24 protein-coding genes are annotated in these 22,892 nt (G+C 65.9%); 9 read left to right on the plus strand and 15 right to left on the minus strand.

All coding sequences use genetic code 11. The annotated features are described in order from the left end of the window. The first annotated feature begins 49 nt into the window (after positions 1 to 49). Positions 50 to 532, plus strand: coding sequence for a GAF domain-containing protein (locus O9281_RS09185; RefSeq protein WP_298185028.1), 483 nt, complete (start codon positions 50 to 52; stop codon positions 530 to 532). Between the two features lie 134 nt (positions 533 to 666). Beyond that, positions 667 to 1,428 carry a glycine zipper 2TM domain-containing protein gene (locus tag O9281_RS09190; RefSeq protein WP_298184818.1) on the plus strand — a complete coding sequence of 254 codons (762 nt, stop codon included), beginning with the start codon at positions 667 to 669 and terminating at the stop codon, positions 1,426 to 1,428. A gap of 79 nt (positions 1,429 to 1,507) precedes the next feature. On the opposite strand, the gene O9281_RS09195 is transcribed toward O9281_RS09190, so the two are convergent. From O9281_RS09195 to O9281_RS09240, 10 genes are all read right to left on the minus strand, one after another. After that, positions 1,508 to 2,662 (minus strand): acyl-CoA dehydrogenase family protein, encoded by a 1,155-nt coding sequence (locus tag O9281_RS09195; protein ID WP_298184820.1) that lies wholly within the window; start codon positions 2,660 to 2,662, stop codon positions 1,508 to 1,510. Between the two features lie 81 nt (positions 2,663 to 2,743). Then, the gene (locus O9281_RS09200; RefSeq protein ID WP_298184822.1) at positions 2,744 to 5,446 is read right to left on the minus strand and encodes a carboxypeptidase-like regulatory domain-containing protein; all 2,703 of its coding nucleotides are present in this window, start codon (positions 5,444 to 5,446) and stop codon (positions 2,744 to 2,746) included. Between the two features lie 37 nt (positions 5,447 to 5,483). Continuing rightward, positions 5,484 to 6,314: a molecular chaperone gene (locus tag O9281_RS09205; protein ID WP_298184824.1), complete on the minus strand. Its 831-nt coding sequence runs from the start codon at positions 6,312 to 6,314 to the stop codon at positions 5,484 to 5,486. 200 nt (positions 6,315 to 6,514) lie between these two features. Beyond that, positions 6,515 to 7,039, minus strand: a complete 525-nt coding sequence (locus tag O9281_RS09210) for a DUF4402 domain-containing protein (protein WP_298184826.1) — start codon at positions 7,037 to 7,039, stop codon at positions 6,515 to 6,517. 185 nt (positions 7,040 to 7,224) lie between these two features. After that, positions 7,225 to 8,193 carry a ParB/RepB/Spo0J family partition protein gene (locus O9281_RS09215; protein WP_298184828.1) on the minus strand — a complete coding sequence of 323 codons (969 nt, stop codon included), beginning with the start codon at positions 8,191 to 8,193 and terminating at the stop codon, positions 7,225 to 7,227. Beyond that, positions 8,190 to 8,966, minus strand: coding sequence for an AAA family ATPase (locus O9281_RS09220; protein ID WP_298184830.1), 777 nt, complete (start codon positions 8,964 to 8,966; stop codon positions 8,190 to 8,192). Before O9281_RS09220 ends, O9281_RS09215 begins: the two co-directional genes overlap by 4 nt. Beyond that, positions 8,963 to 9,604, minus strand: a complete 642-nt coding sequence (rsmG, locus tag O9281_RS09225) for a 16S rRNA (guanine(527)-N(7))-methyltransferase RsmG (protein WP_298184832.1) — start codon at positions 9,602 to 9,604, stop codon at positions 8,963 to 8,965. The genes O9281_RS09220 and rsmG overlap by 4 nt, the downstream gene beginning before the upstream one ends. Then, positions 9,601 to 11,457, minus strand: coding sequence for a tRNA uridine-5-carboxymethylaminomethyl(34) synthesis enzyme MnmG (gene mnmG / locus O9281_RS09230; protein WP_298184834.1), 1,857 nt, complete (start codon positions 11,455 to 11,457; stop codon positions 9,601 to 9,603). The genes rsmG and mnmG overlap by 4 nt, the downstream gene beginning before the upstream one ends. 44 nt (positions 11,458 to 11,501) lie before the next feature. Beyond that, positions 11,502 to 12,779 carry a tRNA uridine-5-carboxymethylaminomethyl(34) synthesis GTPase MnmE gene (gene mnmE / locus O9281_RS09235; protein ID WP_298184836.1) on the minus strand — a complete coding sequence of 426 codons (1,278 nt, stop codon included), beginning with the start codon at positions 12,777 to 12,779 and terminating at the stop codon, positions 11,502 to 11,504. A 33-nt stretch (positions 12,780 to 12,812) separates the two neighbouring features. Continuing rightward, positions 12,813 to 13,163: a DUF6489 family protein gene (locus O9281_RS09240; protein ID WP_363321466.1), complete on the minus strand. Its 351-nt coding sequence runs from the start codon at positions 13,161 to 13,163 to the stop codon at positions 12,813 to 12,815. Positions 13,164 to 13,203: 40 nt separating this feature from the next. Here O9281_RS09240 and O9281_RS09245 point away from each other — a divergent pair, with 40 nt between their 5' ends. Further along, complete coding sequence (locus O9281_RS09245; RefSeq protein WP_298184838.1) at positions 13,204 to 13,902, plus strand: dienelactone hydrolase family protein; 699 nt, start codon at positions 13,204 to 13,206, stop codon at positions 13,900 to 13,902. Here O9281_RS09245 and O9281_RS09250 read toward each other — a convergent pair. Continuing rightward, positions 13,894 to 15,030 (minus strand): aspartyl/asparaginyl beta-hydroxylase domain-containing protein, encoded by a 1,137-nt coding sequence (locus O9281_RS09250; protein ID WP_298184840.1) that lies wholly within the window; start codon positions 15,028 to 15,030, stop codon positions 13,894 to 13,896. The genes O9281_RS09245 and O9281_RS09250 overlap by 9 nt on opposite strands. 81 nt (positions 15,031 to 15,111) lie before the next feature. Here O9281_RS09250 and O9281_RS09255 point away from each other — a divergent pair, with 81 nt between their 5' ends. Beyond that, positions 15,112 to 15,510, plus strand: coding sequence for a nuclear transport factor 2 family protein (locus tag O9281_RS09255; protein WP_298184842.1), 399 nt, complete (start codon positions 15,112 to 15,114; stop codon positions 15,508 to 15,510). Here the strand turns inward: O9281_RS09255 and O9281_RS09260 are convergent. From O9281_RS09260 to hemE, 4 genes are all read right to left on the minus strand, one after another. Beyond that, positions 15,507 to 16,040, minus strand: coding sequence for an AAA family ATPase (locus tag O9281_RS09260; RefSeq protein ID WP_298184843.1), 534 nt, complete (start codon positions 16,038 to 16,040; stop codon positions 15,507 to 15,509). The genes O9281_RS09255 and O9281_RS09260 overlap by 4 nt on opposite strands. Before the next feature lies 1 nt (position 16,041). Next, the gene (rho, locus tag O9281_RS09265) at positions 16,042 to 17,298 is read right to left on the minus strand and encodes a transcription termination factor Rho (RefSeq protein WP_298184845.1); all 1,257 of its coding nucleotides are present in this window, start codon (positions 17,296 to 17,298) and stop codon (positions 16,042 to 16,044) included. A gap of 172 nt (positions 17,299 to 17,470) precedes the next feature. Further along, complete coding sequence (locus tag O9281_RS09270; RefSeq protein WP_298184847.1) at positions 17,471 to 17,908, minus strand: CopD family protein; 438 nt, start codon at positions 17,906 to 17,908, stop codon at positions 17,471 to 17,473. A 33-nt stretch (positions 17,909 to 17,941) separates the two neighbouring features. Then, positions 17,942 to 18,967, minus strand: coding sequence for a uroporphyrinogen decarboxylase (gene hemE / locus O9281_RS09275; RefSeq protein ID WP_298184849.1), 1,026 nt, complete (start codon positions 18,965 to 18,967; stop codon positions 17,942 to 17,944). A gap of 318 nt (positions 18,968 to 19,285) precedes the next feature. On the opposite strand from hemE, the gene O9281_RS09280 reads away from it, so the two are divergent. The 5 genes from O9281_RS09280 to dnaQ are packed head-to-tail and all read left to right on the plus strand — an operon-like array spanning position 19,286 to position 22,881. After that, a complete protein-coding gene (locus O9281_RS09280; RefSeq protein ID WP_298184850.1) occupies positions 19,286 to 20,110 on the plus strand; it encodes a pyruvate, water dikinase regulatory protein in 825 nt (274 codons plus the stop codon). Between the two features lie 2 nt (positions 20,111 to 20,112). Next, entirely contained in the window at positions 20,113 to 20,697 is a 585-nt protein-coding gene (locus O9281_RS09285; RefSeq protein WP_298185035.1) for a Maf family protein, read from the plus strand. Then, positions 20,694 to 21,542, plus strand: coding sequence for a shikimate dehydrogenase (locus O9281_RS09290; protein ID WP_298184851.1), 849 nt, complete (start codon positions 20,694 to 20,696; stop codon positions 21,540 to 21,542). The genes O9281_RS09285 and O9281_RS09290 overlap by 4 nt, the downstream gene beginning before the upstream one ends. Next, on the plus strand, positions 21,539 to 22,144 hold the full coding sequence (gene coaE / locus O9281_RS09295; protein WP_298184853.1) for a dephospho-CoA kinase: 606 nt from the start codon (positions 21,539 to 21,541) through the stop codon (positions 22,142 to 22,144). Before O9281_RS09290 ends, coaE begins: the two co-directional genes overlap by 4 nt. Before the next feature lie 50 nt (positions 22,145 to 22,194). Next, positions 22,195 to 22,881, plus strand: coding sequence for a DNA polymerase III subunit epsilon (dnaQ, locus tag O9281_RS09300; RefSeq protein WP_298184855.1), 687 nt, complete (start codon positions 22,195 to 22,197; stop codon positions 22,879 to 22,881). Positions 22,882 to 22,892: the final 11 nt, after the last annotated feature.

Consider the following 22,892-nt stretch of genomic DNA (forward strand, 5'->3'; position numbering starts at 1 on the left):
AGCGCGCAGGGGCTGGGCGACAATGGACCTTTCGCCTATCAGGCCGCTTATGTTTGCCTTCACCCCTGATCCCGCCCAGCCCAAGCCCGCTTTCTATGCCGACCTGATCGAGGCGGCCCGGGCGCTGGTTCACGACGAGCCCGACCCGGTCGCCAACATGGCCAACCTTTCGGCGCTGATCTGGCAGTTCCTGCCCCGGCTCAACTGGGCCGGGTTCTATCGCACGGTCGATGGCGCCCTGGTGCTGGGGCCGTTCCAGGGCAAGCCGGCCTGCATCCGCATTGCTGCTGGGCAAGGCGTGTGCGGCGCGGCGCTGGCCAGCGGCGAAACCCAGCTGGTACCCGATGTCCACGCCTTCCCCGGCCATATTGCCTGCGATGCCGACAGCCGCTCGGAACTGGTCGTGCCGGTCTGGCGCGATGGCCAGGTGATTGCGGTGATCGATCTCGACAGCCCCGAGCCGGCCCGCTTCGATGCCGATGATGCCAGAGGGATCGAGGCGCTGGCTGCGGCGATCGCCGCTTCGATCTAACCCCGCCAGCCTGCTCCGAAACGGGACAGGGCGAGTCTCTCCGCAGCGAGAGGCTTGGTTTCATGCGCCTGACGATGGTAACTTACAGATTAACGCCGGGACTCGCCCCGGCAGCCATCGGCGGACAACCCAACATGTCGCAGACCAGGATCCTGCCCACCGCGCTGCTCGGCAGCCTTGCCGCCAGCCTCGTTACGCTGGCCAGCCCGGCCCTGGCGGCAGGGCAAGCCGCGACCGATGCCGAAGGCCGGGTGTTCGGCAATGCACCTTACGACCCGCGCCCCGAATGGAAGCCGGCCCCGCCACAGCAGCCTGCCCTGCCCCCGATTCCCTCGGTCGACCGCCCCGGCTTGCCGGCAATGTCCCAGCCGGAACAGCAGCGGATCGCCTGGGAAGAGGCCAGGGCGGACTGGCTGGCCGAATGCCGCGCCCGCTTTGGCCACAAGGGCCGGACCACCGGCACGATCGTTGGTGGACTGGTTGGCGGCGTTGCGGGCAGCGCGATCGCGGGCCGCGGCAACCGCGTGGTCGGCGCGATTGCCGGCGGCACCCTGGGGGCTGTCGCCGGAACGGCAATCGGCAATGCTTCGGACAAGCGTCGCGCCCGCGATTACTGCGAAAGCTACCTCGATGATTACCTCGCCCGCCAGCAATCCGGCTATGGCCCTGCCGGATATGGCCCGGCGGGATACGGCTATCCCGGTTATGCCTATGGCTATGCGATGCAGCCGGTGATGATGATGGTGCCGGTCGCCATGGCCCCGGCCGCGCCCAAGCGGGATTGCAAGGAAACGACGGTGATCGAGGAATGGGTGACCGTTTCTCACCCCAAGCGCCGGATCATCCGCGACAAGCGGGTGCGGATCGTCCCGGACAAGCGCGTCCGCACCAAGTAAGCGGCGTCACGCGCCAACCAACAAGCAGGGCGGGAAGCCAGCCGGCTTCCCGCCCTTTGTTGTGCAACCGGTCAGCGGATCAGAGCTTGCGCCCGATCAGCTCCTTCATGATCTCGTTCGTGCCGCCGAAAATCCGGGTAACTCGCGCGCCGCGCCACATCCGGGCAATCGGGTATTCGTTCATGTAGCCGGCCCCGCCGAACAGCTGCAGGCACTTGTCCATCACTTCCCACTGAAGCTCGGTGTGCCACAGCTTGGCCGCCGCGCCCTCTTCCGGGGTCAGCTCCTTGCGAAGATGGCGGGCCAGCGCCCAGTCGAGGTGCGCCCAGCCAACCTGCAGCTTGGTCTTGAGATCGGCCAGCACGAAGCGGCTGTTCTGGAAATCGAGGATCGGTTTGCCGAAGGCCTTGCGATCGCGGGTGTATTCCACCGTCATGTCGAAGGCGCGCTGGGCGCCGGCTTGGGCCGAAACCGCGATCGACAGGCGTTCCTGGGGCAGTTCGCTCATCAGGTAGATGAAGCCCATCCCTTCCTGCCCCAAGCAGTTGGTGATCGGCACGCGCACGTCCTCGAAGAACAGTTCCGAGGTATCGGCCTCGTCCTGGCCGATCTTGTCGAGGTTACGGCCACGCTTGAACCCTTCGCGGTCCGCCTCGACCAGCACGATCGACACGCCCTTGTAGGCCGGCTGGATCTCGGTGTCGGTCTTGCAGCAGACCAGGATCAGGTCGGCGTTCTGGCCATTGGTGATATAGGTCTTCGACCCGTTGATCACATAATGGTTGCCGTCCTTCTTGGCCGTGGTGCGCATGCCCTGCAGGTCCGAACCGGTACCCGGTTCGGTCATGGCGATGGCGGTAATCACTTCGCCCGAGACCAGTTTGGGCAGCCAATGGCGCTTCTGCTCTTCCGAGCCATAGTTGACGATATAGCTGACGACGATGTCGGACTGGAGCGAGAAGCCAGTGGTCACCCCACCGTGATAGGCCGCCTCTTCGTCAACGATCGCGTTGTAGCCGAAATCGAGGCCGAGACCGCCGTATTCCTCAGGCACGGTCGGGCACAGCAGACCCAGTTCGCCCGCCTTGGGCCAGATCGACTTGGGCACGATGCCGTCCTCGGCCCATTTCGCGCCGTGGGGGGCCACCTCTTCCTGCATGAAGCGGCGCACGGTCTGGCGGAAAGCTTCGTGGTCTTCGGTGTAAGCGGTGCGGGCAAGCGAATCGAGCGACATGGCAATCCCTTTGGCTAGGCTTGATCGAGCCAGCTTCTGACGTTGCCCTGCGCCCCGGTCAACCGGATTTTAATCGCGCGATTAAGGGGCGGCAACCACCTGCGCCACGGCCAGCGGCTGCAACCGGATCCGCCCCAGCCGCAGCGAGGGATTGGTCCGGTCGATCCGCAGCGCCTGACCCAGGTCCGCCCGCACCCCCAGCGCCGCCGCGCTCGCCGCGCCCAGGCGCAGGCGATAGTCGCCATAGGGCACGGCATCGAACAGCACGTAGCCATCGAAATCGCTGGCCACCTGGCGCACCACCCGGCCAGCCGGATCGGTCAGCTCGATCGTGACGCCTTCGCGTGGTTCGCCATCGGGACCAAGCAGGATCGCCTCGACCTCGCCGGTCGGGGCCAGCGGCAGGCTGATCTTCGCCGCGACGCCGGGGCGCGGCACAACCACCACGCCCGGCCCCTTGGGCTGCAGTAGCGGATCGGCCAGGCTGCCGGCATCGATCGAGACCAGCACCGGCATATAGGGTGCCAGCCCGTCGATCACCGTGCGGCCGGCCTGATTTGTCGGCGTCTCGGAATGACGGAAGCCGGCTTCGACCGAGACGCCCTCGACCAGGCTTTCATGGGCCTGGCGATAGCCATCGCCATTGTCGTCCCGGAACACCTCGATCGCGGCCTGGCCGCTTTCGGCGAGCCGCTGGCGCGACATTCGCCAGCCACCATCGACCGGATCCGGCCCGAAGCTGAAGCCCAGCGTCAGCCCGAACGACAGGCGGCCGCGATTGTCGGCCCGGCCTTCGGCGCGCAGGGCAAAGCGATCGAACTGGCGGACCCAGCCGAGCGAGTATTCATGCCGCTTCGCGCGCGCGTCGTGCTCGTAGCCCAGCCGCAGGGTGGATGACTTGCCAAGACCCGTCTCCGCCACGACCTGGGTGTTTTCCAGTCCGTGCTCGCTGCCGCTCAGCGCAAAGCGGGCACTGCCGCGCAGCCGCACCGGGCCGACCGCAGTATTGCCGATCAGCGTCAGGCGCGAACCGAGATCGCTGGCGGCCGAGGCCCAGCCCGGCCCGGCAGCCGTGCGGTGGGCCAGTTCGGCGGTCAACGTGGTACGGCGCAGCTGGACCGAGCCGCGCATTAACCATTCGGTAACCTTTGCCCCCTTGCGCGTGGCATAGTGCCGCACCCCGGCCTCGACCGGCAGACGCCAGGAACCCAGCTTCAGCCCGGTACCCAGGCGCAGGCTGTATTCGCGCCGCTGCTGGGCATCGACCAGTTCGCTGTCAAACTCGCCATCGATCCACAGGACCTGCGCATCATAGCGCAGCCCGCCCAGCCGGCCGAGCGCCTGGGCGCGCAAGGCCCGGCCCGCGCCGAACTGCTGGGCACCGGCCACTTCGAGCAGCATCCGGCCGAGCGAGCGCCGCAGCGTCGCTTCGGTATAATGGCGGCGTTGTCCGGCCAGCATCAGGCTTTGATATTCGATGCCGACCGTCGTCCTTCGGTCGATTCCGCGTTCCACGCCCACGCCCCAGCGCCAGCCGGTGTGCGGATCGGTGAAATTGCTGGTCAGGTCGATCAGATCGCGCCCGGCATCGACAATACCCGCCCAGTAGAGCGTCTTGCCCGCCGGAATGCTGTCGATCCCGACTGGCATCGACGAGCGCTCGCGCTTGATCTGACCCTGCGGGCCGTAAAGCACGACTTCGAAGTCGTTCTCGCCCCACAGCAGCTCGATATTGTCGAAACGATAGCGCCCGTCGCCGCGATCGGCCTGGTAAGCGCGCAGTTCCCCGTTGCGATAGAGTTCGGCATCCCAGCCGACCGGCATGGAACCGGCCAGCGAAGTGACGCCAAAGCGTCCCGGCCGGTTGAGCGGCTGGTTGGAGACGAAAGCCCCCCGGCCATAGGCGGTCTGCCCGGTCAAGGCCCCGCGAACGGTCTCGACATCACCCAGCGCCACTTGCGTTGCCCGCAGCGGTCCGAGCAATTCGGCCGATGGATCGTTGCGGAACAGCTTGAGCCGCAGCGAATCCGCCCCGGCATTGCTGTTGCCCGCAAGACGGGCGGTGTAGCTCATCCCCAGGGCCTCCCCGGCGGCCAGGGCCTCGAACTGGACACTGGCCCCGCCCTGCCGGGCCCATTGGGCCTGGACCTGGACATCGACGGACGGCATCCGCCAGCCCTGATAGGGCAACTGGGCCTGGGGAAGCTTGGCCAGGTCAAATTCGGCCATGCGCGGTTCGCGAAGTCGCGCCGCGCGACTCTTGCGCTCGATGGCTTCAAGGAACGGCAGCTTGCGGTCGGATTCCAGCACGACCGCCAGGTTCGAAAGATCGGCGCGGAAGCGAACCCCCATCCAGCCGGACAGTGCCTTCAGGTCGACGCACCAGCCTTCGGGCGTATCGTAGACGGCTCCGGCGGCAAGCGCGCGACTGCCGTTCATGGTTTGTACCGTATTTGAATCGCGATCGAGGACGAAGCGCTGATCCTCCGCGAAGAGCCAGCCAGTTGCGCGGCGCGACTTCTTGTCAAGTCGCACCGGCAGGTCGAGTGCCTGGATCAGGTCGGCCAGATCGACACAGACCCCGGCCGGGATCTGGTAACCGCGCATCGGTTCGCCCAGCTTGTACTGACCGCTGCGCAGTTCAAGGATCAGCGAATCCTCGTCACTGGCAGTCCACCCGGTCCCGTGGGCCTGGGCCTGGGCTGGCGCGCTGCCCACACCAACGCCGAGCGCCGCCCCGAACAGGGCGGCGGCCAGGCGCAGCTGTGGGAGGCGATGCCTCATGACGTCAGATGTCCGATTCTATATTCTTTTGAGCGACTTACTGGATCGCGCTGGTGACTTCGGCGATCAGCTGCCCGCCGTTTTCGGGCATTTCGCGATATTCGATGCGCACCGGACCCTTGAGCTTGCCCAGCTGGTCGGCTGACAGAGGGATCTTGACGGTGCGGCCCTCGACCTCGGGATAGATCGCGACGCCCTTGATCTGGAACACCTGCTCGCTGCCACGCTTGCCCAGGATCTCGCCATAGACCGAGCGCTGGCCGGTACGGCGCATGTCGAGTTCAAGCACCGTGTTGGTCGCGGTGCGGACCAGCCGCGGGTTGGCTATCGTCGCCCCGGCCTCGAGCCGACCCTTGCGGATGAAGACCGGGATGGTGATGCCATAGACCGGGGTAAGCCGGATCGAGAGCTGGCCGGCCGCCGCCTGTTCCTGCGCCGCTTCGGGGGAGAGCGCCGGCGGCACGGCGCGGAAGCTCATGTGCACGCGGTATTCGCCATCGGGCAGTTCGGGCGCGGGTCGCGCGCTGAGCCGGATCGACTGAGGCTGGCCGGGCAGCAGGGTGATTCGCCGCGGGGCATAGCGCAGCATCTCGAGCGCCGCCTTCTCGGTGGCATTGGCCTCGGCCTCGGTGACGTCGGCAAAGTTGCCGTCCGCCTCCATCCGGCGCAGCTCGACTCCGATGCGATAGGTCGCCGGCTGGCTGCCGATATTGCTCAGGACGACTTCGGCATTACCGCCACCGTTCAGCACGACCCGCGTCGGCGCGACCAGCAGGTCGCCCTGCGCAGAGGCAGGCGTGGCCAGAGCTGCGGCAACAATCGTCCCCAGGCCAAGGGCCAGGCGGTTCAGCGAATTGGTGAAGGTCATTTCCTGCGGGTTCCCCGTATTCCTTGACCGGAGCCTGTCTTGCGCTCCGGGTGTTCCCGTAGGTGTTAGGAAAACAGGGTTAACATCCCGCTAAGCATGATGCGGGCCAGGACCAAAAGCGAAGGGCCGCATCAGCGTCTGGCTGATGCGGCCCCTGGTCTCCCGCCTCCGCCCCGAGGGACGGATCCGGTTATCGCAACTTACTGGTATTCGACCGAAACGTCGAAGGTCCCTCTGTACACGCCCGAAGCCTGGCCCGAACCAACGGTCAGCGTGCCGCCGACGTTGAAGGTGGCCGAACCGGTCGAGGGGCTCAGCTGGAACGAACCGCCCGGGTTCGAGTTGAAGCCGGCCAGCGACATCGACGGAGCCGGACCAGCGCCAGCCCAGCCCTGCAGGCTCAGCGTGGCAGCCGAGGTCGGCAGGCTGACGACGACCGAAGTGCCGTTGGTGCCGGTCACGGTGAAGCCAGCCGGGGCGCGGGTGCCGGTTGAAACCAGCGAACCCGACGAAGCAACGGTGCCGTCGGCGTTGACGGTCACGGTGCCGCCGGTGTTGGCCGCGATCTGGCCGAAGTTCAGGGCCGAATCGGCCGAAACAGTCAGCGTGCTGAGCACTTCCGCCGTGGCGGTGGCAGTGGCCGAAGTGGCCGCGTGAGCAACCGAACCAAACGAAGCGGCGCTCAGCGCAGCACCAACAAGAGCAAGACGAAGCGAATTACGCATTTGATCAGTATCCCTTCCAAGCAATCTACAAGACAGCGCCAGAACGCCGCCCCGAACGGGCGGTCTGCCCCCATTCGCAAGCACCTATGTAAATACCCGGAGTTGTGGGATTATTTTCCGGTATGGTTAATGGATGACCGGAAAATGTTAACGCTTTGCCCGCAAAAACACCTAATCATTACTGCTTATATACCGCCACCGGTCAGCCGCTGGCAGATCAGGTCCAGTTGGTCGAGCGTGCGGTAACGAATCGTCACCGCACCCGACCTCGGATCGGCATCGGTGTTGATTCGCACTGACAGGCCGAGGAACTCCTCAAGGTGGCTCTGCACTGCAGCGATATCGGCCGAGCTGGCCGAATCGCGCTCGCTGCGGGCCCGGCGCGGCGCACTGGTGCCGGTGGTCTTGCGGCGGGCCAGTCGCTCGACCTCGCGGACCGACAGCTGCTTGCTCACCGCCTGCTCGGCAAGCGTGGCGGCATCCTCCACCCCGACCAGCGCGCGGGCGTGGCCCATGGAGAGCTTGCCCGCCTCGACCAGTTCGACAACGCTGTCCGGCAGGCTCAGCAGTCGCTGCAGGTTCGCGACATGGCTGCGGCTCTTGTCGACCAGCCGGGCGATCTCCGCCTGGGTCAGCCCATCATTCTCGGCCAGACGATGATAGGCGCGCGCTTCCTCGATCGGGTTGAGATCCTCGCGCTGAAGGTTCTCGATCAGCGCCAGCGCGGTGACCTCGCGCTCATCCAAATCGCGAACAATTGCTGGAATTTCATGGATTTGTGCGCGCTGAGCGGCGCGCCAGCGACGTTCACCCGCTACCAGCCGCCACCGTCCGGCCCCGTATGGCGTGACAATCACCGGCTGGATCAACCCGCGCTGGCCGATCGAGGCGGCCAGTTCGTCCAGCGCGGCCTCGTCGAAGTGACGCCGCGGCTGGTCCGGATGGGGCACGATATCGGCCACGGCCAGCATGGCCAGCCCTTCGCGCGGTGCTGCACTGCCACCGGGTGCAGTTACCGCGGCCGGATTGACCAGCGGCTCTTCGCGGCGGCTGTCACCCAACAAGGCGCCAAGGCCGCGACCCAAGGCTGGCGGCTTCTTGCGTGCGCCAGTTGCCGGCGGAACCGAAATGCGGATGATCTCGTCGTCGCTCATGCGGCTTTCCTTGCTTCGGGCAGGCGGGCAATCAGTTCGCGGGCCAGGGCCATATAGGCGCGACTGCCGGCGCAGGCATGGTCATAGACCAGCGCGGGCAGGCCATGGCTGGGCGCTTCGGACAGCCGGACATTGCGCGGAATCACCGCGTCGAACACCAGCGGCCCCAAGCACGAGCGCACATCGTCCGCCACCTGGTCGGTCAAACGGTTGCGGCGATCGAACATGGTCAGCGCCACGCCGATGATCCCCAGATCCGGATTGAACCGCTGCTGCACCTGTTCGACCGTGCGCAGCAGCTGGCTCAGCCCCTCCAGCGCGAAAAACTCGCATTGCAGCGGCACCAGGAGGGTATCGGCGGCACACAGCGCATTTAGCGTCAGCAGGCCCAGCGAGGGCGGGCAATCGATCAGGCAGATATCGTGGCCAACGTCCTGGCCCAAGGCGGCGGCCAGTCGCTCAGTCCGGTTCTCGACCGAAACCAGCTCAACCTCGGCGCCAGACAGGTCGACCGTCGCCGGAACAATATCCAGCCCCGGAATCCGCGTTGGCACAACGCATTCACGCAGCGGGACCTGATCGACCAGCAGATCGTAAGTCGAGCGTTCGCGTTGATCCACGCCGATCCCGATCCCGGTCGAGGCATTGCCCTGCGGGTCAAGGTCGATCAGCAGGACTTTCGAGCCAGTTGCGGCCAGGGCCGTGGCCAGGTTGATCGCCGTGGTGGTCTTGCCCACCCCGCCCTTCTGGTTAGCGATCGCCATGCGAATCACGGTTTTCTTCCTTTCGGCCCCAAGAGGTGCCCCACAATCACGCCGGCTTCGGTATCGGTGAGCGATTGTTCCACGTGAAACAGATGATTCCACCGACTCAACTCTAGCAGTTCCTGCTGCGCCGAACGCCCCTTCGGCAACAGGTATAGCGTGTCCTTTGTGGAAAATCGTGCGGATAGCTCGAGCAATCTGGGTAGTGGCGCGAAAGCCCGTGCCGAAATGACGCGAAAACTGCGGCTGGGAACCAATTCAAGCCGTGACCCGATCACACTGGCCCGCTCCAGACCCAGTGCCGCCCGCACCCGCTCAAGCCATTCGACCCGCCGCGCCCGCGATTCGACCATGACCACCTCGCATTCAGGGCGCAGCGCGGCGATCACCAGGCCGGGAAACCCCGCACCAGTGCCAAGGTCGAGCCAAGGCGAGGATGTTTCACGTGGAACATGGGCCAGCAATTGCGCCGAATCGACGATATGGCGCTGCCAGACCACAGGGAGGCTCCCTGCCGCCACCAGGTTCTGCCGGGTGTTCTCTTCGGCCAGCAAGGCGATGAGCCGCTCGATCCGCTCCGCCGCGAGCGCATCCCATTCGGGCCGAGCCGCCAACCAGGCTTGCGCCGCTGCCTCGCTGTCGATCATGCCGCGATGTCGCTGCGACGGCGGGCATGGACCAGCAATGCCGCCAGTGCCGCCGGGGTAATGCCGGGAATCCGCCCCGCTGCAGCCAGAGTGGCCGGCCGCGCCTTGGTCAGCCGCTCAACCATCTCGCGCGACAGTCCGGGGATCTCCGCATAGGGAAAGTCGTCACCCAACGGCAGCGCCTCGCCCGCCCGCAGGTCGGCCAGCTCGTTCTCCTGCCGCGCCAGATACGGCGCATAAGCGGCATCTTCGGCCAGTTCGGCGGCAAGATCGGGATCGATTGCCACGGCCTCACCCAGCCAGGGTTCCAACGCGGCGAGATCGATGCCACCAAACCGCAGCCATTCGCGCATCGCCAGGCGACCGACATCAGCCCGCACGGGCAATCCGGCCTGAACCAATTCGTGCCCGGTGGCCATCTGATCGAGCGCCGCACCAATCGATTCCCGCGCTTCCTCGCGCCGCGCGAACCATCCCGCACGCTCTGAACCGACGCAGCCCGCCTCCAGCGCCAGCGGGGTCAGCCGGGTCGAGGCATTGTTGGCCCGCAGACGAAGTCGGTACTCCGCACGAGCCGTCAGCATTCGGTACGGCTCGCTCACCCCGTGCAGGGTCAGATCGTCGATCATCACCGCCATATAACTGTTGGCCCGGTCCAGCGCGATCGGCACGCGACCCAGTACTTCAGCCGCGGCCTGCATCCCGGCAACCAGGCCCTGCGCGGCGGCTTCCTCATAGCCGGTGGTGCCATTGATCTGCCCCGCGCAGTAGAGCCCCGGCAGATCGCGCAGTTCCAGGCTGGGGCGCAAGGCGCGCGGATCGATGTGATCATATTCCACCGCATAGCCCGGCACGACCATCTCGACACCTTCCAGACCGTCCATGGTCCGCAGCATGGCCAGCTGGACATCGGCCGGCAGCGAGGTGGAAATGCCATTGGGATAGACCAGATGGGTATCGAGGCCCTCCGGCTCCAGGAACACCTGGTGCCCGTCTCGGTCTCCGAAGCGATGGATCTTATCCTCGATCGATGGGCAGTAACGCGGCCCCTGGGCATCAATTGCACCCGAAAACAGCGGCGAGCGGTGCAGGTTGGCACGAATGACGTCGTGGCTACGGGCATTGGTGCGCGTGATCGCGCAGAATACTTGCGGCAGCACCCGGCCTGGCCCCAGCGCCGACATGGCCCATGGTTCGGCATCCGACGGCTGTTCTTCCAGCCGCGCCCAGTCGATCGTCCGCCCGTCGAGGCGCGGCGGCGTGCCGGTTTTCAGGCGTGCCATCGGCAGGGCTGCTTCGCGCAGCTGTTCGGCCAGCCGCTGGGCCGAAGCCTCGCCAATCCGGCCACCGACGATCCGCTCCTCACCCCGGAACAGCACTCCGCCCAGGAACGTGCCGGTACACAGCACCACGGCCCGCGCGGCGAGTGTCGTGCCATCGGCCAGGTCGATCCCCGCAACGCGCGAGCCACTAAGCCGCAACGCTGCCGCCTCACCGCGGATCAGCGTCAAGGGACCCTGACGGGCAAGCAGGTGCTGCACCGCGGCCTTGAACCGCTTGCGGTCAGCCTGGACGCGCGGCCCCTGGACTGCGCTGCCCTTCGAACGATTGAGCATCCGGTAATGGATGGCCCCGGCATCGGCGGCGCGGGCGATGATCCCGTCGCAGGCATCGACCTCGCGCACCAGGTGCCCCTTGCCCAGCCCGCCGATTGCCGGATTGCAGCTCATCGCGCCGATTGCGTCGAGATCGAAGCTGACCAGCGCGGTGCGCGTGCCCATCCGCGCGGCAGCGGCTGCCGCCTCGACTCCGGCGTGCCCGCCGCCCACTACGATGATGTCAAACTGATCCATGTGCCGGGCGGGCTTTACCCCAGCGATGTTTCACGTGGAACAGTCTATTTCCCGATGCAGAACCGCCCGAACAGTGCATCCAGCATATCCTCGGTGGTTGTGCGACCGAGCAGGCCATCAAATGACACTCGCGCCAGGCGGAGCGATTCGGCCACCAGCAGCGGATCGCCTTCATCCTCGGCCGAGTGCAACGCGCGGGCGGCGTCTCGGAGCATGTGGTGCTGGCGTTCATTAAGTGCCGCCTCACCGGGCTTGGGCAGCGCCTGACGCGCCGTGGCAACCAGGTCAGCGATCAGTTCGGCCATGCCCAGCCCCGTGACGGCTGAAATCCGGTGCCGGGGATGCAGTTTGGGCGGAACCCCTGCCCGATCGCATTGTGCGGCGATCTCCCAGGCGCCAGCCGGACCCTGCCCTTCCGGGCCAAGCCACAGCACCAGGTCGGCCCGGTCCAGCGCCTCAAGCGCGCGTTCGATGCCGATGGCTTCGACCACATCATCGGTCGCATCATGCAGCCCGGCGGTATCGGCAAACAGGAACGGCACCCCGTCATAGCCCACCGGGCGGGTCAGGACATCGCGAGTCGTCCCGGCAATCGGCGTGGCAATCGCCGCCTCGTCCTGAACCAAGGCATTGAATAAAGTACTTTTTCCCGCATTTGGTGGTCCCGCGATGACCACCCGGAAGCCTTCGCGCAGCACTTCGGCCCGTGGCCGCGCCAGCCAGGCGGCAAGCTCGGCACGCAAGGCATCGATCCGGGTCAGGAAATCGGCCGGCAGGGTTGCCACGTCATCCTCATCGGCGAAATCGAGCACGGCCTCGACCGAGGCGGAAAGGCTCAGCAACCGCTCGCGCCAATCCTCGACCCTGCGCGACAGGGCACCTCCCGCCATGGCGATCGCACTGCGGCGCTGCAGCTCGGTTTCGGCCGAAAGCAGGTCAGCGAGGCCCTCGGCTTCGGCGAGGTCGATCCGGCCATTGGCAAAGGCTCGGCGGGTGAATTCGCCCGGCTCGGCGGCGCGCAGGCCTGGCACGGCAGCCAGCGCGGCAGAGACGGCCGCCACCACCGCCCGGCCACCGTGAAGGTGCAGTTCGGCCGTATCCTCACCAGTTGCCGTGCCTGGCCCCGGCAGCCACAGCACCAGCGCCCGGTCAAGCACTTCACCCGCGCCATTGCGCAGCGTGGCGGCCACCGCCCGGCGCTCTGGCGGCACCCGGCCAACCAGCGCGGCCAGCGCCGCTCCGGCAGCCGGACCGCTGATCCGCACCACGGCAATGGCGGCGGGCGGCGCACCGCTCGACAAGGCAAAGATCGTATCGGTCATGGCAGGATCGGGTTCACCCCCGGCGGCGGGCGCTCAGTCCTCGCTCTTCTTCTTGGCTCCGGCCGCAAAGGCCGCGCCATTCTCGACGAATTGCTGGAACAGCTTGAGGCCCATCTGCCCCATCGGCGCGATGTTCTTGGCGATGTCCTGAATCTGTTCGACATTGCCCGCCCCCTTCATCGCCTTGGCAATTGCCTCGACATAGAACTGGTTGGCCTTGCCCACGTCGGGCAGACCGAGAAAGGTGCGTGCTTCCTCCGGCGTGCAGTCGATCTCGACATTGATCTTCATCTTGCTCTCCTTGGCACGACGGTTCCAGGTCCCTGGCAAAGGAAGCTGGCACAGGGCCTTGGCAAAGTCCATCCAGCGGGCATATTGGGCCAAAGCCGATCTCCTTCCCCCCAATCCACCGGGAGCAGCCCCCATGGCCACCAACACCGCGTTCCCCGCCCTCGATGGCAGTGCCACGATCCCCGCCTATGTCGCCCGCCCGGAAGGCGCGGCGAAGGCCGCGATCATCGTCATTCCCGAGATCTTCGGGGTGAACCCGGGGATCCGGCAAAAGTGCGACAGCTGGGCCAGGGATGGCTACCTGGCGATCGCGCCCGATATCTTCTGGCGCTTCGCTCCCGGCATCGAGCTTGATCCCGATGTCCCCGACCAGCTGCAGGAAGCCTTCGGCTATTTCGGCCAGTACGATCCGGACCTCGGCGTGCAGGATATCGAGGCCGCGATCCGCCACATTCGCGGCACCGAGGGCGTCGGCAAGGTTGGCCTGGTCGGTTACTGCCTGGGCGGTCGCATGGCCTATATGGCGGCCGCGCGGACCGATATCGATGCTTCGGTCGGCTATTACGGGGTGATGATCGACCAGATGCTGGGTGAGGCCCACGCGATCGCCAATCCGCTGATGCTGCACATCCCGACCGCCGACCATTTCGTCGGGCCGGAAGCCCAGGCGGCGATCCACGCCGGGCTGGACAGCCATCCCAAGGTCACCCTGCACGACTACGAAGGGCTCGATCACGGCTTCGCCGCCGAGATGGGCGATCGCCGCGACGAGGCCGGTGCCCAGCTGGCCGACAGCCGGACCCGCGCCTTCCTGGCAGCCAATCTAGCCTGAACTGTAGGACCCGATCGCCTGGAAGAGCCGCGTGATTGCCGCGCGGTCTTCCTCGCCGATCTCGGGCCGCCAGATCTCGAACAGCAGGACGACGCGGCGCTGCGGCCCGTCGTTCTTCGCCTCGTGTTCGATCGAATCGTCGAAGACCAGCGGCACGCCCGGCTCCCAGGTACGCGTCTCGCTCCCCACCCGCAGCCAGCAGTCCGGGGCGGTGAGGACGGGAATGTGGCAGATCAGCCGGGTGTTGAGCATGCCGCTGTGTGGCTTGATGTGCGTGCCGGGCAGCAGGCTGGACCAATGGGCATTGGGTGAACGGCCGGGGATGACCGGCAAAGGCGCGCGTTCCAGCGCCGCCATGGTCGCGGGGCAGCGCGCGGCGTTTTCCGCCACCACCGCGCCATCGCGCCAGAAGTGGAAGGCCGACCAGTCCGCCTTGCCCAGCAGGTGATTGGCCGGGGCCGGCCGACTGGGATCGTGGCGGACATAGGGATCGAACCCGGTATCGCCGCCCTCGATCACCGCCGCCAGTTCGGCCTGCATCTGCGGCACGAAGGCCAGCATGTCGTGCAGCCAGGGAAACTCGTCCACCTCCCAGAACCGCCGCTGCGGCAGGCCGGGGTAATAGAATACCTTCGGCTCCTGCAGATAGAGCTGGCGCTGGCCGGTCAGCAGTTCCACCGCCTCGCGCATGGTCGGGCTGAGCGTGCCATCGAGGCTGCCCAAAAGGTGCGCGGTAAAGTCCTGCTCGGAACTGGCAAGATAGGCCTGCGCATGGGCCCGCAGCGGGACCATGTCGGGCGGACAGTGGCCATCGAAGGTGATCTGGGCCTCGGCCGCACGATAGAACGAGGAGGCAGCCCGGGCATCCCCGGCCTGCTCACGCAGCCGTCCTTTCATCAACAGCGCGGCTACATCGCGGATCGCGGCTTCTAGCTGCCGGTCGATCGCCGCCTCGGCCGCATCGCCCCGCCCCAGCACCAGTTCGGCCGTGGCCAGTTCCAGCCAGGGAAAGCCGGGCGGCGGGACGCTACCGGCCAGTTCGCGCAGAATCGCCGCCGCGCGCGCGGCATCGCGGCGCTGCATGGCCTCGCGGGCCTCGGCCAGGGCAGACTGAAAGCTGGTTTCCATGACTACGGCATAGGGCAGGCTGGAACTTCTTCGCAAGGCGCGGCATGATCGGGCGTCATCACGGGAAAAGGAACAGCCACCATGACCACTCATCCCGGCGTGAATGCCTGGCACGCCTATATGGCCAGCGGCGCCAATGCCGATCTGCTTGGCGCCCTGGTGGCCGATGATGCGGTGTTCCACTCGCCGGTGGTCCACTCGCCCCAGGTCGGCAAGGCCAAGGTCATGCTTTACCTGCTGAGCGCCGCCAAGGTGCTGGGCAACGACAGCTTCACCTATGTGCGCGAGATCGTGGAGGGTAACGACGTCCTGCTTGAGTTCACCTGCATGATCGACGGGATCCACGTCAACGGGATCGACCTGATCCGCTTTGACCACGCTGGAAAGATCATCGATTTCAAAGTGATGGTCCGCCCGGTCAAGGCGGTGAACAAGCTGTGGGAAATGATGGCCGCCCAGCTGCAGGCCGCTAGCGCCTAAAGCCGCGAGCGCAGCACGGCCAGCCGCTGTTCCACCCCGGCCAGCGGCAGGTCTTCCACCGCATAGCCATAGCGCCGCCAGGCCGCGGTCACGGCCTCGTCGCTGGCCACGGCCTGCTGCCAGTCCTGGATGCGTTCGGGATCCTGCGCATAGATCGCGGCCCAGGCCGGCGCGCGCAGGATCGGGCCGCGATAGCGCAGGTTTCGGCAGGCCCGGTCCACCGCCTCTGGCACCGGCAGGCCCGAAACGTCGAGAAAACCGACCACGTCGGGAAAGCCGCGATCGAACACCACCGGGCCGGGGTGATCGGCAAAGCGTTGATACTCGCGCGCATGGGCTTCGAGCATGGCTTCGGCAAACCCCAGCGGGTCCTGCGCGCAGAGGTCCATGCCGCCGGGCTGCTGCAACAGCCGGCGCGCAACCTCTGGCGATGTGGTCAACCCGGCCGCGGCCGCAGCATCGAGCAGGGTGGTTTTCCCCGCCCCCGGCGCACCGGTCAGAACCGCGTGCCGGGGGAGGAGCAAGGCCATCCTACTGGTTCATGCCAGCGAAGAAGTCTTCGTTGGTCTTGGAATCCTTCATCTTGTCGAGCAGGAATTCCATCGCGTCGATCGTGCCCATCTGCATCAGGATGCGGCGCAGGACCCACATCTTGCTGAGCTTGTCCTTGCCGACCAGCAGTTCTTCCTTGCGGGTACCGGACTTGCCGACATCCAGCGCCGGGAAGATGCGCTTGTCCGCCACCTTGCGGTCGAGCACGATTTCCGAGTTACCAGTGCCCTTGAATTCTTCGAAGATCACTTCGTCCATGCGGCTGCCGGTATCGATCAGGGCCGTGGCGATGATCGACAGCGAGCCGCCTTCCTCGATGTTGCGGGCCGCACCGAAGAACCGCTTCGGCCGCTGCAGGGCGTTGGCGTCAACACCGCCGGTCAGCACCTTGCCCGAGGATGGGACAACGGTGTTGTAGGCGCGGCCAAGGCGCGTGATCGAATCGAGCAGGATCACCACGTCGCGCTTGTGCTCGACCAGCCGCTTGGCCTTCTCGATCACCATTTCGGCGACCTGGACGTGGCGCGTGGCAGGCTCGTCAAAAGTCGAGGAGATCACCTCGCCCTTAACGCTGCGCTGCATGTCGGTCACTTCTTCCGGCCGTTCGTCAACCAGCAGGACCAGCAGGAACACTTCGGGGTGGTTGTCGGTAATCGCCTTGGCGATGTTCTGCAGCAGCACGGTCTTGCCGGTGCGCGGCGGGGCGACGATCAGCGCGCGCTGGCCCTTGCCCTGCGGGCTGATGATGTCGATCACCCGGGCCGACTTGTCCTTGACGGTCGGATCAACCGTATCGAGGTTCAGCCGCTCGTCGGGATAAAGCGGGGTCAGGTTGTCGAAATTGACGCGGTGACGGACCACTTCGGGATCGTCGAAATTGACGCTGATCAGCTTGGTGATCGCGAAATAGCGTTCGCCATCCTTGGGCGCACGAACTTCGCCTTCCACCGTATCGCCGGTGCGCAGGCCCCATTTGCGGACCTGGTTGGGCGAGACGTAAATGTCGTCGGGACCGGCGAGATAGTTCGCTTCGGGGCTGCGCAGGAAGCCGAAGCCATCGGCCAGCACTTCGATCGTGCCCTGGCCGATGATTTCCTCGCCATCCTCGGCCAGTTCCTTGAGGATCGCGAACATCAGGTCCTGGCGGCGCATCGTCGATGCGGCTTCAACCTCAAGCTCTTCGGCCATCTCGACCAGCTCGGCGGGGGTTTTCTTCTTGAGTTCTTTAAGGTGCATTGTCGTGGTATTTCCGAAAGTTGCGCAAGCGCGCAAAGGCTGTGCTGGCCGGTCGATCGATGGGCTTGGAGAAAGCGGATCGGGGCGCGTCAATCAGGTCGGGCGCCCATGCCGGACGGGGATCAGATAGGCCTTTGCCGCGATGCGGTCAACGCTGCAACGACCGGTCTGCCTAGAACGGCTTCACCACCACCACGACCACGATCAGCACCGCGGCCAGGCCCGGTACTTCGTTCAGTAGCCGCAGCCGCTTGCCGGTAAAGCGCATCCGCCCCTGGGCCAGGTCCTCGGCATAGCCGGCCATCCAGACATGATAGGCGGTCAGGATCAGCGCCAGTCCCAGCTTGGCGTGGAACCAGGGTTGGGTGAAGGCGCCAATGCTCATCGCCAGGGCCAGCCCCAGCGCCCAGGTGACCACCAGCGAAGGCCAGAGGATGATCTTCAGCAGGCGGCGTTCGCGCTCGATCCACAGCGCGTGCTGCGGGCCGCTCGCGCCATCGCGCTCCAGCTCTTCCTGGTGATAGACGAAGAAGCGCGGCAGCATGAACAGCCCCGCCATCCAGAACACCATGAACGTGATATGGCCCGCCTTGAGCCAGAGGTAGGTCATGCTGAGCACCCACGATAGCATGGCGACATCATACTAGCGCTTCCACCCGCGCACCAGCGCCAGCAGCTGGCCAACATGTTCGACCGGCGTGGTCTGGCCGATCCCGTGGCCCAGGTTGAACACGTGCGGGCGATCGGCAAAGGCCTCGAGAATGTGCAGCGCCTGGCGGTCCAGCTCATCGCCCCCGGCCAGCAGCAGCAGCGGATCGAGGTTGCCCTGCACCGGCATTCCCGCCGGCAGGGTCTTCGCTGCCCAGACCGGGTCGATGGTTTCGTCGATCCCCACGGCATCGACCCCGGTCTCGCGGGCATAGGCCGCCAGCTTTTCGCCTGCGCCCTTGGGAAAACCGATCACCGGCACCTGCGGGAAGCGGGCCTTCAATTGCCGGACGATCGCCGCATTGGGGGCAATCACCCAGCGCTCGAACTCGGCCGGAGCGAGGCTGCCGGACCAGCTGTCGAACAATTGCACGGCCTCGGCTCCGGCCTGGATCTGCCCGGCCAGGTATTCGACCGTCACGGCGCTGATCGCGTCGATGATCGCCTGGAACCCAGCGCGGTCGCGATAGGCATAGGCGCGGGTATCATGCTGGTCGCGGCTGCCCTCGCCGTTGACCATGTAGGTCGCCACAGTCCAGGGGCTGCCAGCAAAGCCCAGCATGGTCTTGTCCGCCGGCAGCGCGGCACGGACCAGCTTTACGGTCTCGTAGATCGGCTCCAGCCGCTGCGGCACGGCGCTGAGGCTGGAAAGCGCCGCATCGAGCAGCCGGGGTGACAGGTGCGGGCCTTCGCCCACCAGGAATTCCAGGTCCTGCCCCATGGCATAGGGCACGATCAGGATGTCGGAAAACAGGATCGCCCCGTCGAAGCCAAAGCGGCGGATCGGCTGGAGCGTGATCTCGGCGGCGGCCTCGCTATCGTAGACCAGCGGCAGGAAACCGCCCTTGCTGGCCCTGAGCGCCCGGTATTCCGGCAGGTAGCGCCCGGCCTGGCGCATCAGCCAGACGGGCCGCTCGGCCGTGTTTTCGCCAGTCAGGGTACGGAGCAGCAAACCGGGCATTGCGCGATTCCAATCAAATACAAATTAGATTCTTAATAGGATTCTATAGCTGTTGGGCTGTGGATAGCGGGGATGGCCGCCCCTTGCCCGATTTGTCCCGGCCTGAACAGGGCAAAGCGTGGGTGCGACTCTGCGGACAGGCTGGTCAAGCCGCACTTGTCCCCACTGTCCCCAGCCTGTGGGAATCCTTTTCCACCTGTCCACAAGAGTCCCTTTTGAACGCCGGTAACGGGCAGCGAATTGCGGCCCGAACTTGTCCCGGCCTTTCTCCCGTGGTTTATGCGGCACTCTGTCCACAGGGGTTCCCTGACCAGCATCATGCCGCGCCTTCACCTCCACCTGCTTTCGGATTCGACCGGCGAAACGCTGGAGACGATTGCCAAGGCCGCGCTCGCCCAGTTCGAGGGGGCCGACGTCAGCCGCCATTTCTGGCCGATGGTCCGCTCGCTCCAGCACCTCGACCGGATCATGGGCGAGATCGCCAGCCATCCCGGGCTGGTCTTCTATACCCTCGCCAATCTGGAGATCCGCGATCGGCTGGAGGAACGCTGCCGCGCGCTGGGCCTGCCGACAGTGGCGGTCCTGGAATCCGCGGTCGAGGCGCTCAAGGCGGCGTTGGGCCAGCATCCTCACGCCCGGCCCGGTCGCCAGCACGCGATGGACGAAGCCTATTTCGCGCGCGTCGATGCGATCCACTACACGATTGCCCATGACGATGGCGTGGCCTGGGAAGACTGGGAACAGGCCGACATTGTCCTGGCCGGGGTATCGCGCAGTTCGAAGACGCCGACCAGCATCTACCTCGCCAATCGTGGGTACAAGGTGGCGAATATCCCGATCGTGGTGGAAAGCCCGCCCCCGCCCGCGCTGTTCGGGCTGCGCCACCCGCTGGTCGTTGGCCTGACCACCGCGCCCGAGCGGCTGGTCCAGGTTCGCCGCAACCGGCTGCTGTCGCTGAACCAGGTCCCCGAAACCGCCTATGTCGACCAGGAACGCGTGGCCAAGGAAGTGCAATATGCCAGGCGGATGTTTGCCGATAATGGCTGGCCGGTGATCGACGTGACCCGTCGCTCGATCGAGGAGACAGCCGCTGCCGTGATCAATTTCTTCAACGAACGCCGTTCCGCGGAGCAGGCCGAGTGAGCCTGCTGGTGCTCGCCTCGCAGAGCGGCTCGCGCCGGGCCATGCTCGAAGCTGCCGGGGTCGATTTCGTGGCCCGGCCGGCCGCGGTCGACGAACGCGCGATCGAGGCCGAGATGGGCGGTGCGCCGCCGGCCGAAGTGGCGCTGGCGTTGGCCCGGGCCAAGGCGCTCGCGGTCTCGCGCGAAGTGCCCGATGCCTGGGTGCTGGGGAGCGATTCGCTGGTTTCGGTCGAGGGGCGGCGGTTCGACAAGCCGGGCGGTCGGCACGAGGCGGCGCAGCACCTCGCCTTCTTCTCGGGCAAGGTGATGGAACTGCACAGCGCGGCCGCCCTCGCCCGCAATGGCCATACCTATTGGGACCATGCCGACTGCGCTCGGCTGCAGGTTCGCCACCTGAGCGAGGCCTTCATCGAAAGCTACCTCGCCGCCGAATGGCCGGCCGTTGCCGCCTGTGTCGGGGTGTTCCGGATCGAGGCGCTGGGGGTACAATTGTTCGAGGCTATCGAAGGCAGTCATTTCACCGTCCTTGGTATGCCTTTGCTACCCGTGCTGGGGGCCTTGCGTGCCCGTGGAGTGCTGGTGGCGTGACTGTGCCCTACGCCGAAGTGATCGGCGATCCGATCGCCCAGTCGAAGTCGCCCGCGATCCATGGTTTCTGGCTGGAACAGCTCGGGATCGCCGCAGAATACCGTGCCTGTCATGTCACGGCAGAGGGCCTCGCCGCTTACATCGCCACGCGGCGCACCGATCCGGCCTGGCGCGGCTGCAACGTCACCATGCCGCACAAGCAGGCGGTCATGTCCCTGCTCGATGCCCTCGATCCCGAGGCCGAGCGGATCGGCGCGGTCAACACCGTGGTGCGCGGGACCGATGGCCTGCTGACGGGCTATAACACTGATGCACCAGGATTTATGGAACCGGTCCTGCCGCTGTTGGGGGAGCAGGAATACCGCTTCGCCTATGTCATCGGCACCGGCGGCGCGGCGCGGGCGATCATTGATGCGCTGTTTCACCACGAGTTCCTGATCTGGTCAATCAGCCGCAACCCGGCCAAGGCCCGGGCCGAATTCTTCGACTATCTGGGCCGCGACGAGGACTTTCTGCTCGATTTGGCCGCCCTGCCCGCCGGGCCGCTGCGCCCCGCTGATGCCGAGGTGTTCAGCTTGGTCATCAACGCCACCCCACTCGGCATGACCGGCCACCCGCCGCTTGACCTGCACTGGGGTGGATTTCTTGGTAATTCAGTTGCCTATGATATTGTGACGTCGCCGCTCGACACGCAATTGCTGCAGGATGCGCGGGCGCAGGGCCTCGTCACGATCGATGGCCTGGCCATGCTGATCGGCCAGGCGGCGGTCGCATTCGAGAAGTTCTTCGGCCAGCCTGCGCCGCGCCGCGCCGATACCGAATTGCGGAGCCTGCTCACGAAATGACCGAAAAGCGTCCCTTCATCCTCGGCCTCACCGGTTCGATCGGTATGGGCAAGAGCGCAGTCGCCGCGATGTTGCGCGGCCTTGGCGTGCCGGTGTTCGATGCCGATGCCGCGGTCCACGAGTTGCAGGGGCCGGGCGGTGCCTGCCTTGCGCCGATCGAGCGCGCCTTTCCCGGCACGACCGGTGCGCAGGGGGTCGACCGGCAGAAGTTGGGCGCTGCCGTTTTCGGCAATCCCGAGGCGCTCAAACTGCTCGAATCGATCGTTCACCCCGAAGTGGCGGAAATGCGCCGGGCCTTCCTGGCTGACAATGCCGATGCCCCGCTGATCGTGTTCGATATCCCGTTGCTGTTCGAGAAGACCGGCAATCACGGGCTCGATGCCGTCGCCGTGGTCTCTGCCCCTTACGAGCAGCAGCGCGAACGGGTCCTGGCCCGGCCGGGGATGACCGAGGAAAAGTTCGCCCAGATCCTCAAGTTGCAGGTGCCAGATGCCGAAAAGCGGGCGCGGGCCGATCATGTGATCGATACCGGTACTTCGCTGGCCGAAACGCGCCATGCGGTGGCGCGCCTTGTCCATGCGATCACCGGTGCAAAGAATTAGCGAGTCGGCCCCTTGCCAGCGGCGAATCCCCGGCCGATATCTAGGGGGTAATGCGCGAGATCATTTTCGACACCGAAACCACGGGGCTTGATCCCAGGAGCGGTGACCGGTTGGTGGAAATCGGCTGTGTCGAGATGGTCAACCGGGTCACGACCGGCGCCACTTTTCACTGCTATTTCAACCCTGACCGCGACATGCCCGCTGCGGCCGAAGCAGTGCATGGCCTGTCCGCCACCTTCCTCTCCGACAAGCCGCGCTTCCATGAGAAAGCCGCCGAGTTCCTCGAATTCATCGGCGATTCGATGCTGGTGGCGCACAATGCCGGGTTCGACTTCGGCTTCGTGAACATGGAGCTGGAGATGTGCGGGCTCGATCCGCTCTCAAAGGAACGGATGATCGATACCGTGGCGCTCGCCCGGGTCCGCCATCCCGGGGCCAAGAACTCGCTCGATGCGCTGTGCACGCGGTATGGCATCGATCGCAGCCACCGCACGCTCCACGGTGCGCTGCTCGATGCTGAGCTGCTGGCCCAGGTCTATGTCGAACTGACCGGCGGGCGGCAGATCGGGCTGGAACTGGCGGCCGATGCCAATGTGGTCAGCCTGGCCGAGCCCGTCGCCCGCCCGCAGCGCGATCGACCCTTCCGTGCGCCCCGCCCCCATGCACCCAGCGAGGCCGAACTGGCCGCCCACGCCGCATTGCTCGATTCGCTGAAGGAGCCGCTATGGCGTTCCTGAGTGGATCGGCC

This window comes from Novosphingobium sp., assembly GCF_027531025.1.
GTDB lineage: Bacteria > Pseudomonadota > Alphaproteobacteria > Sphingomonadales > Sphingomonadaceae > Novosphingobium.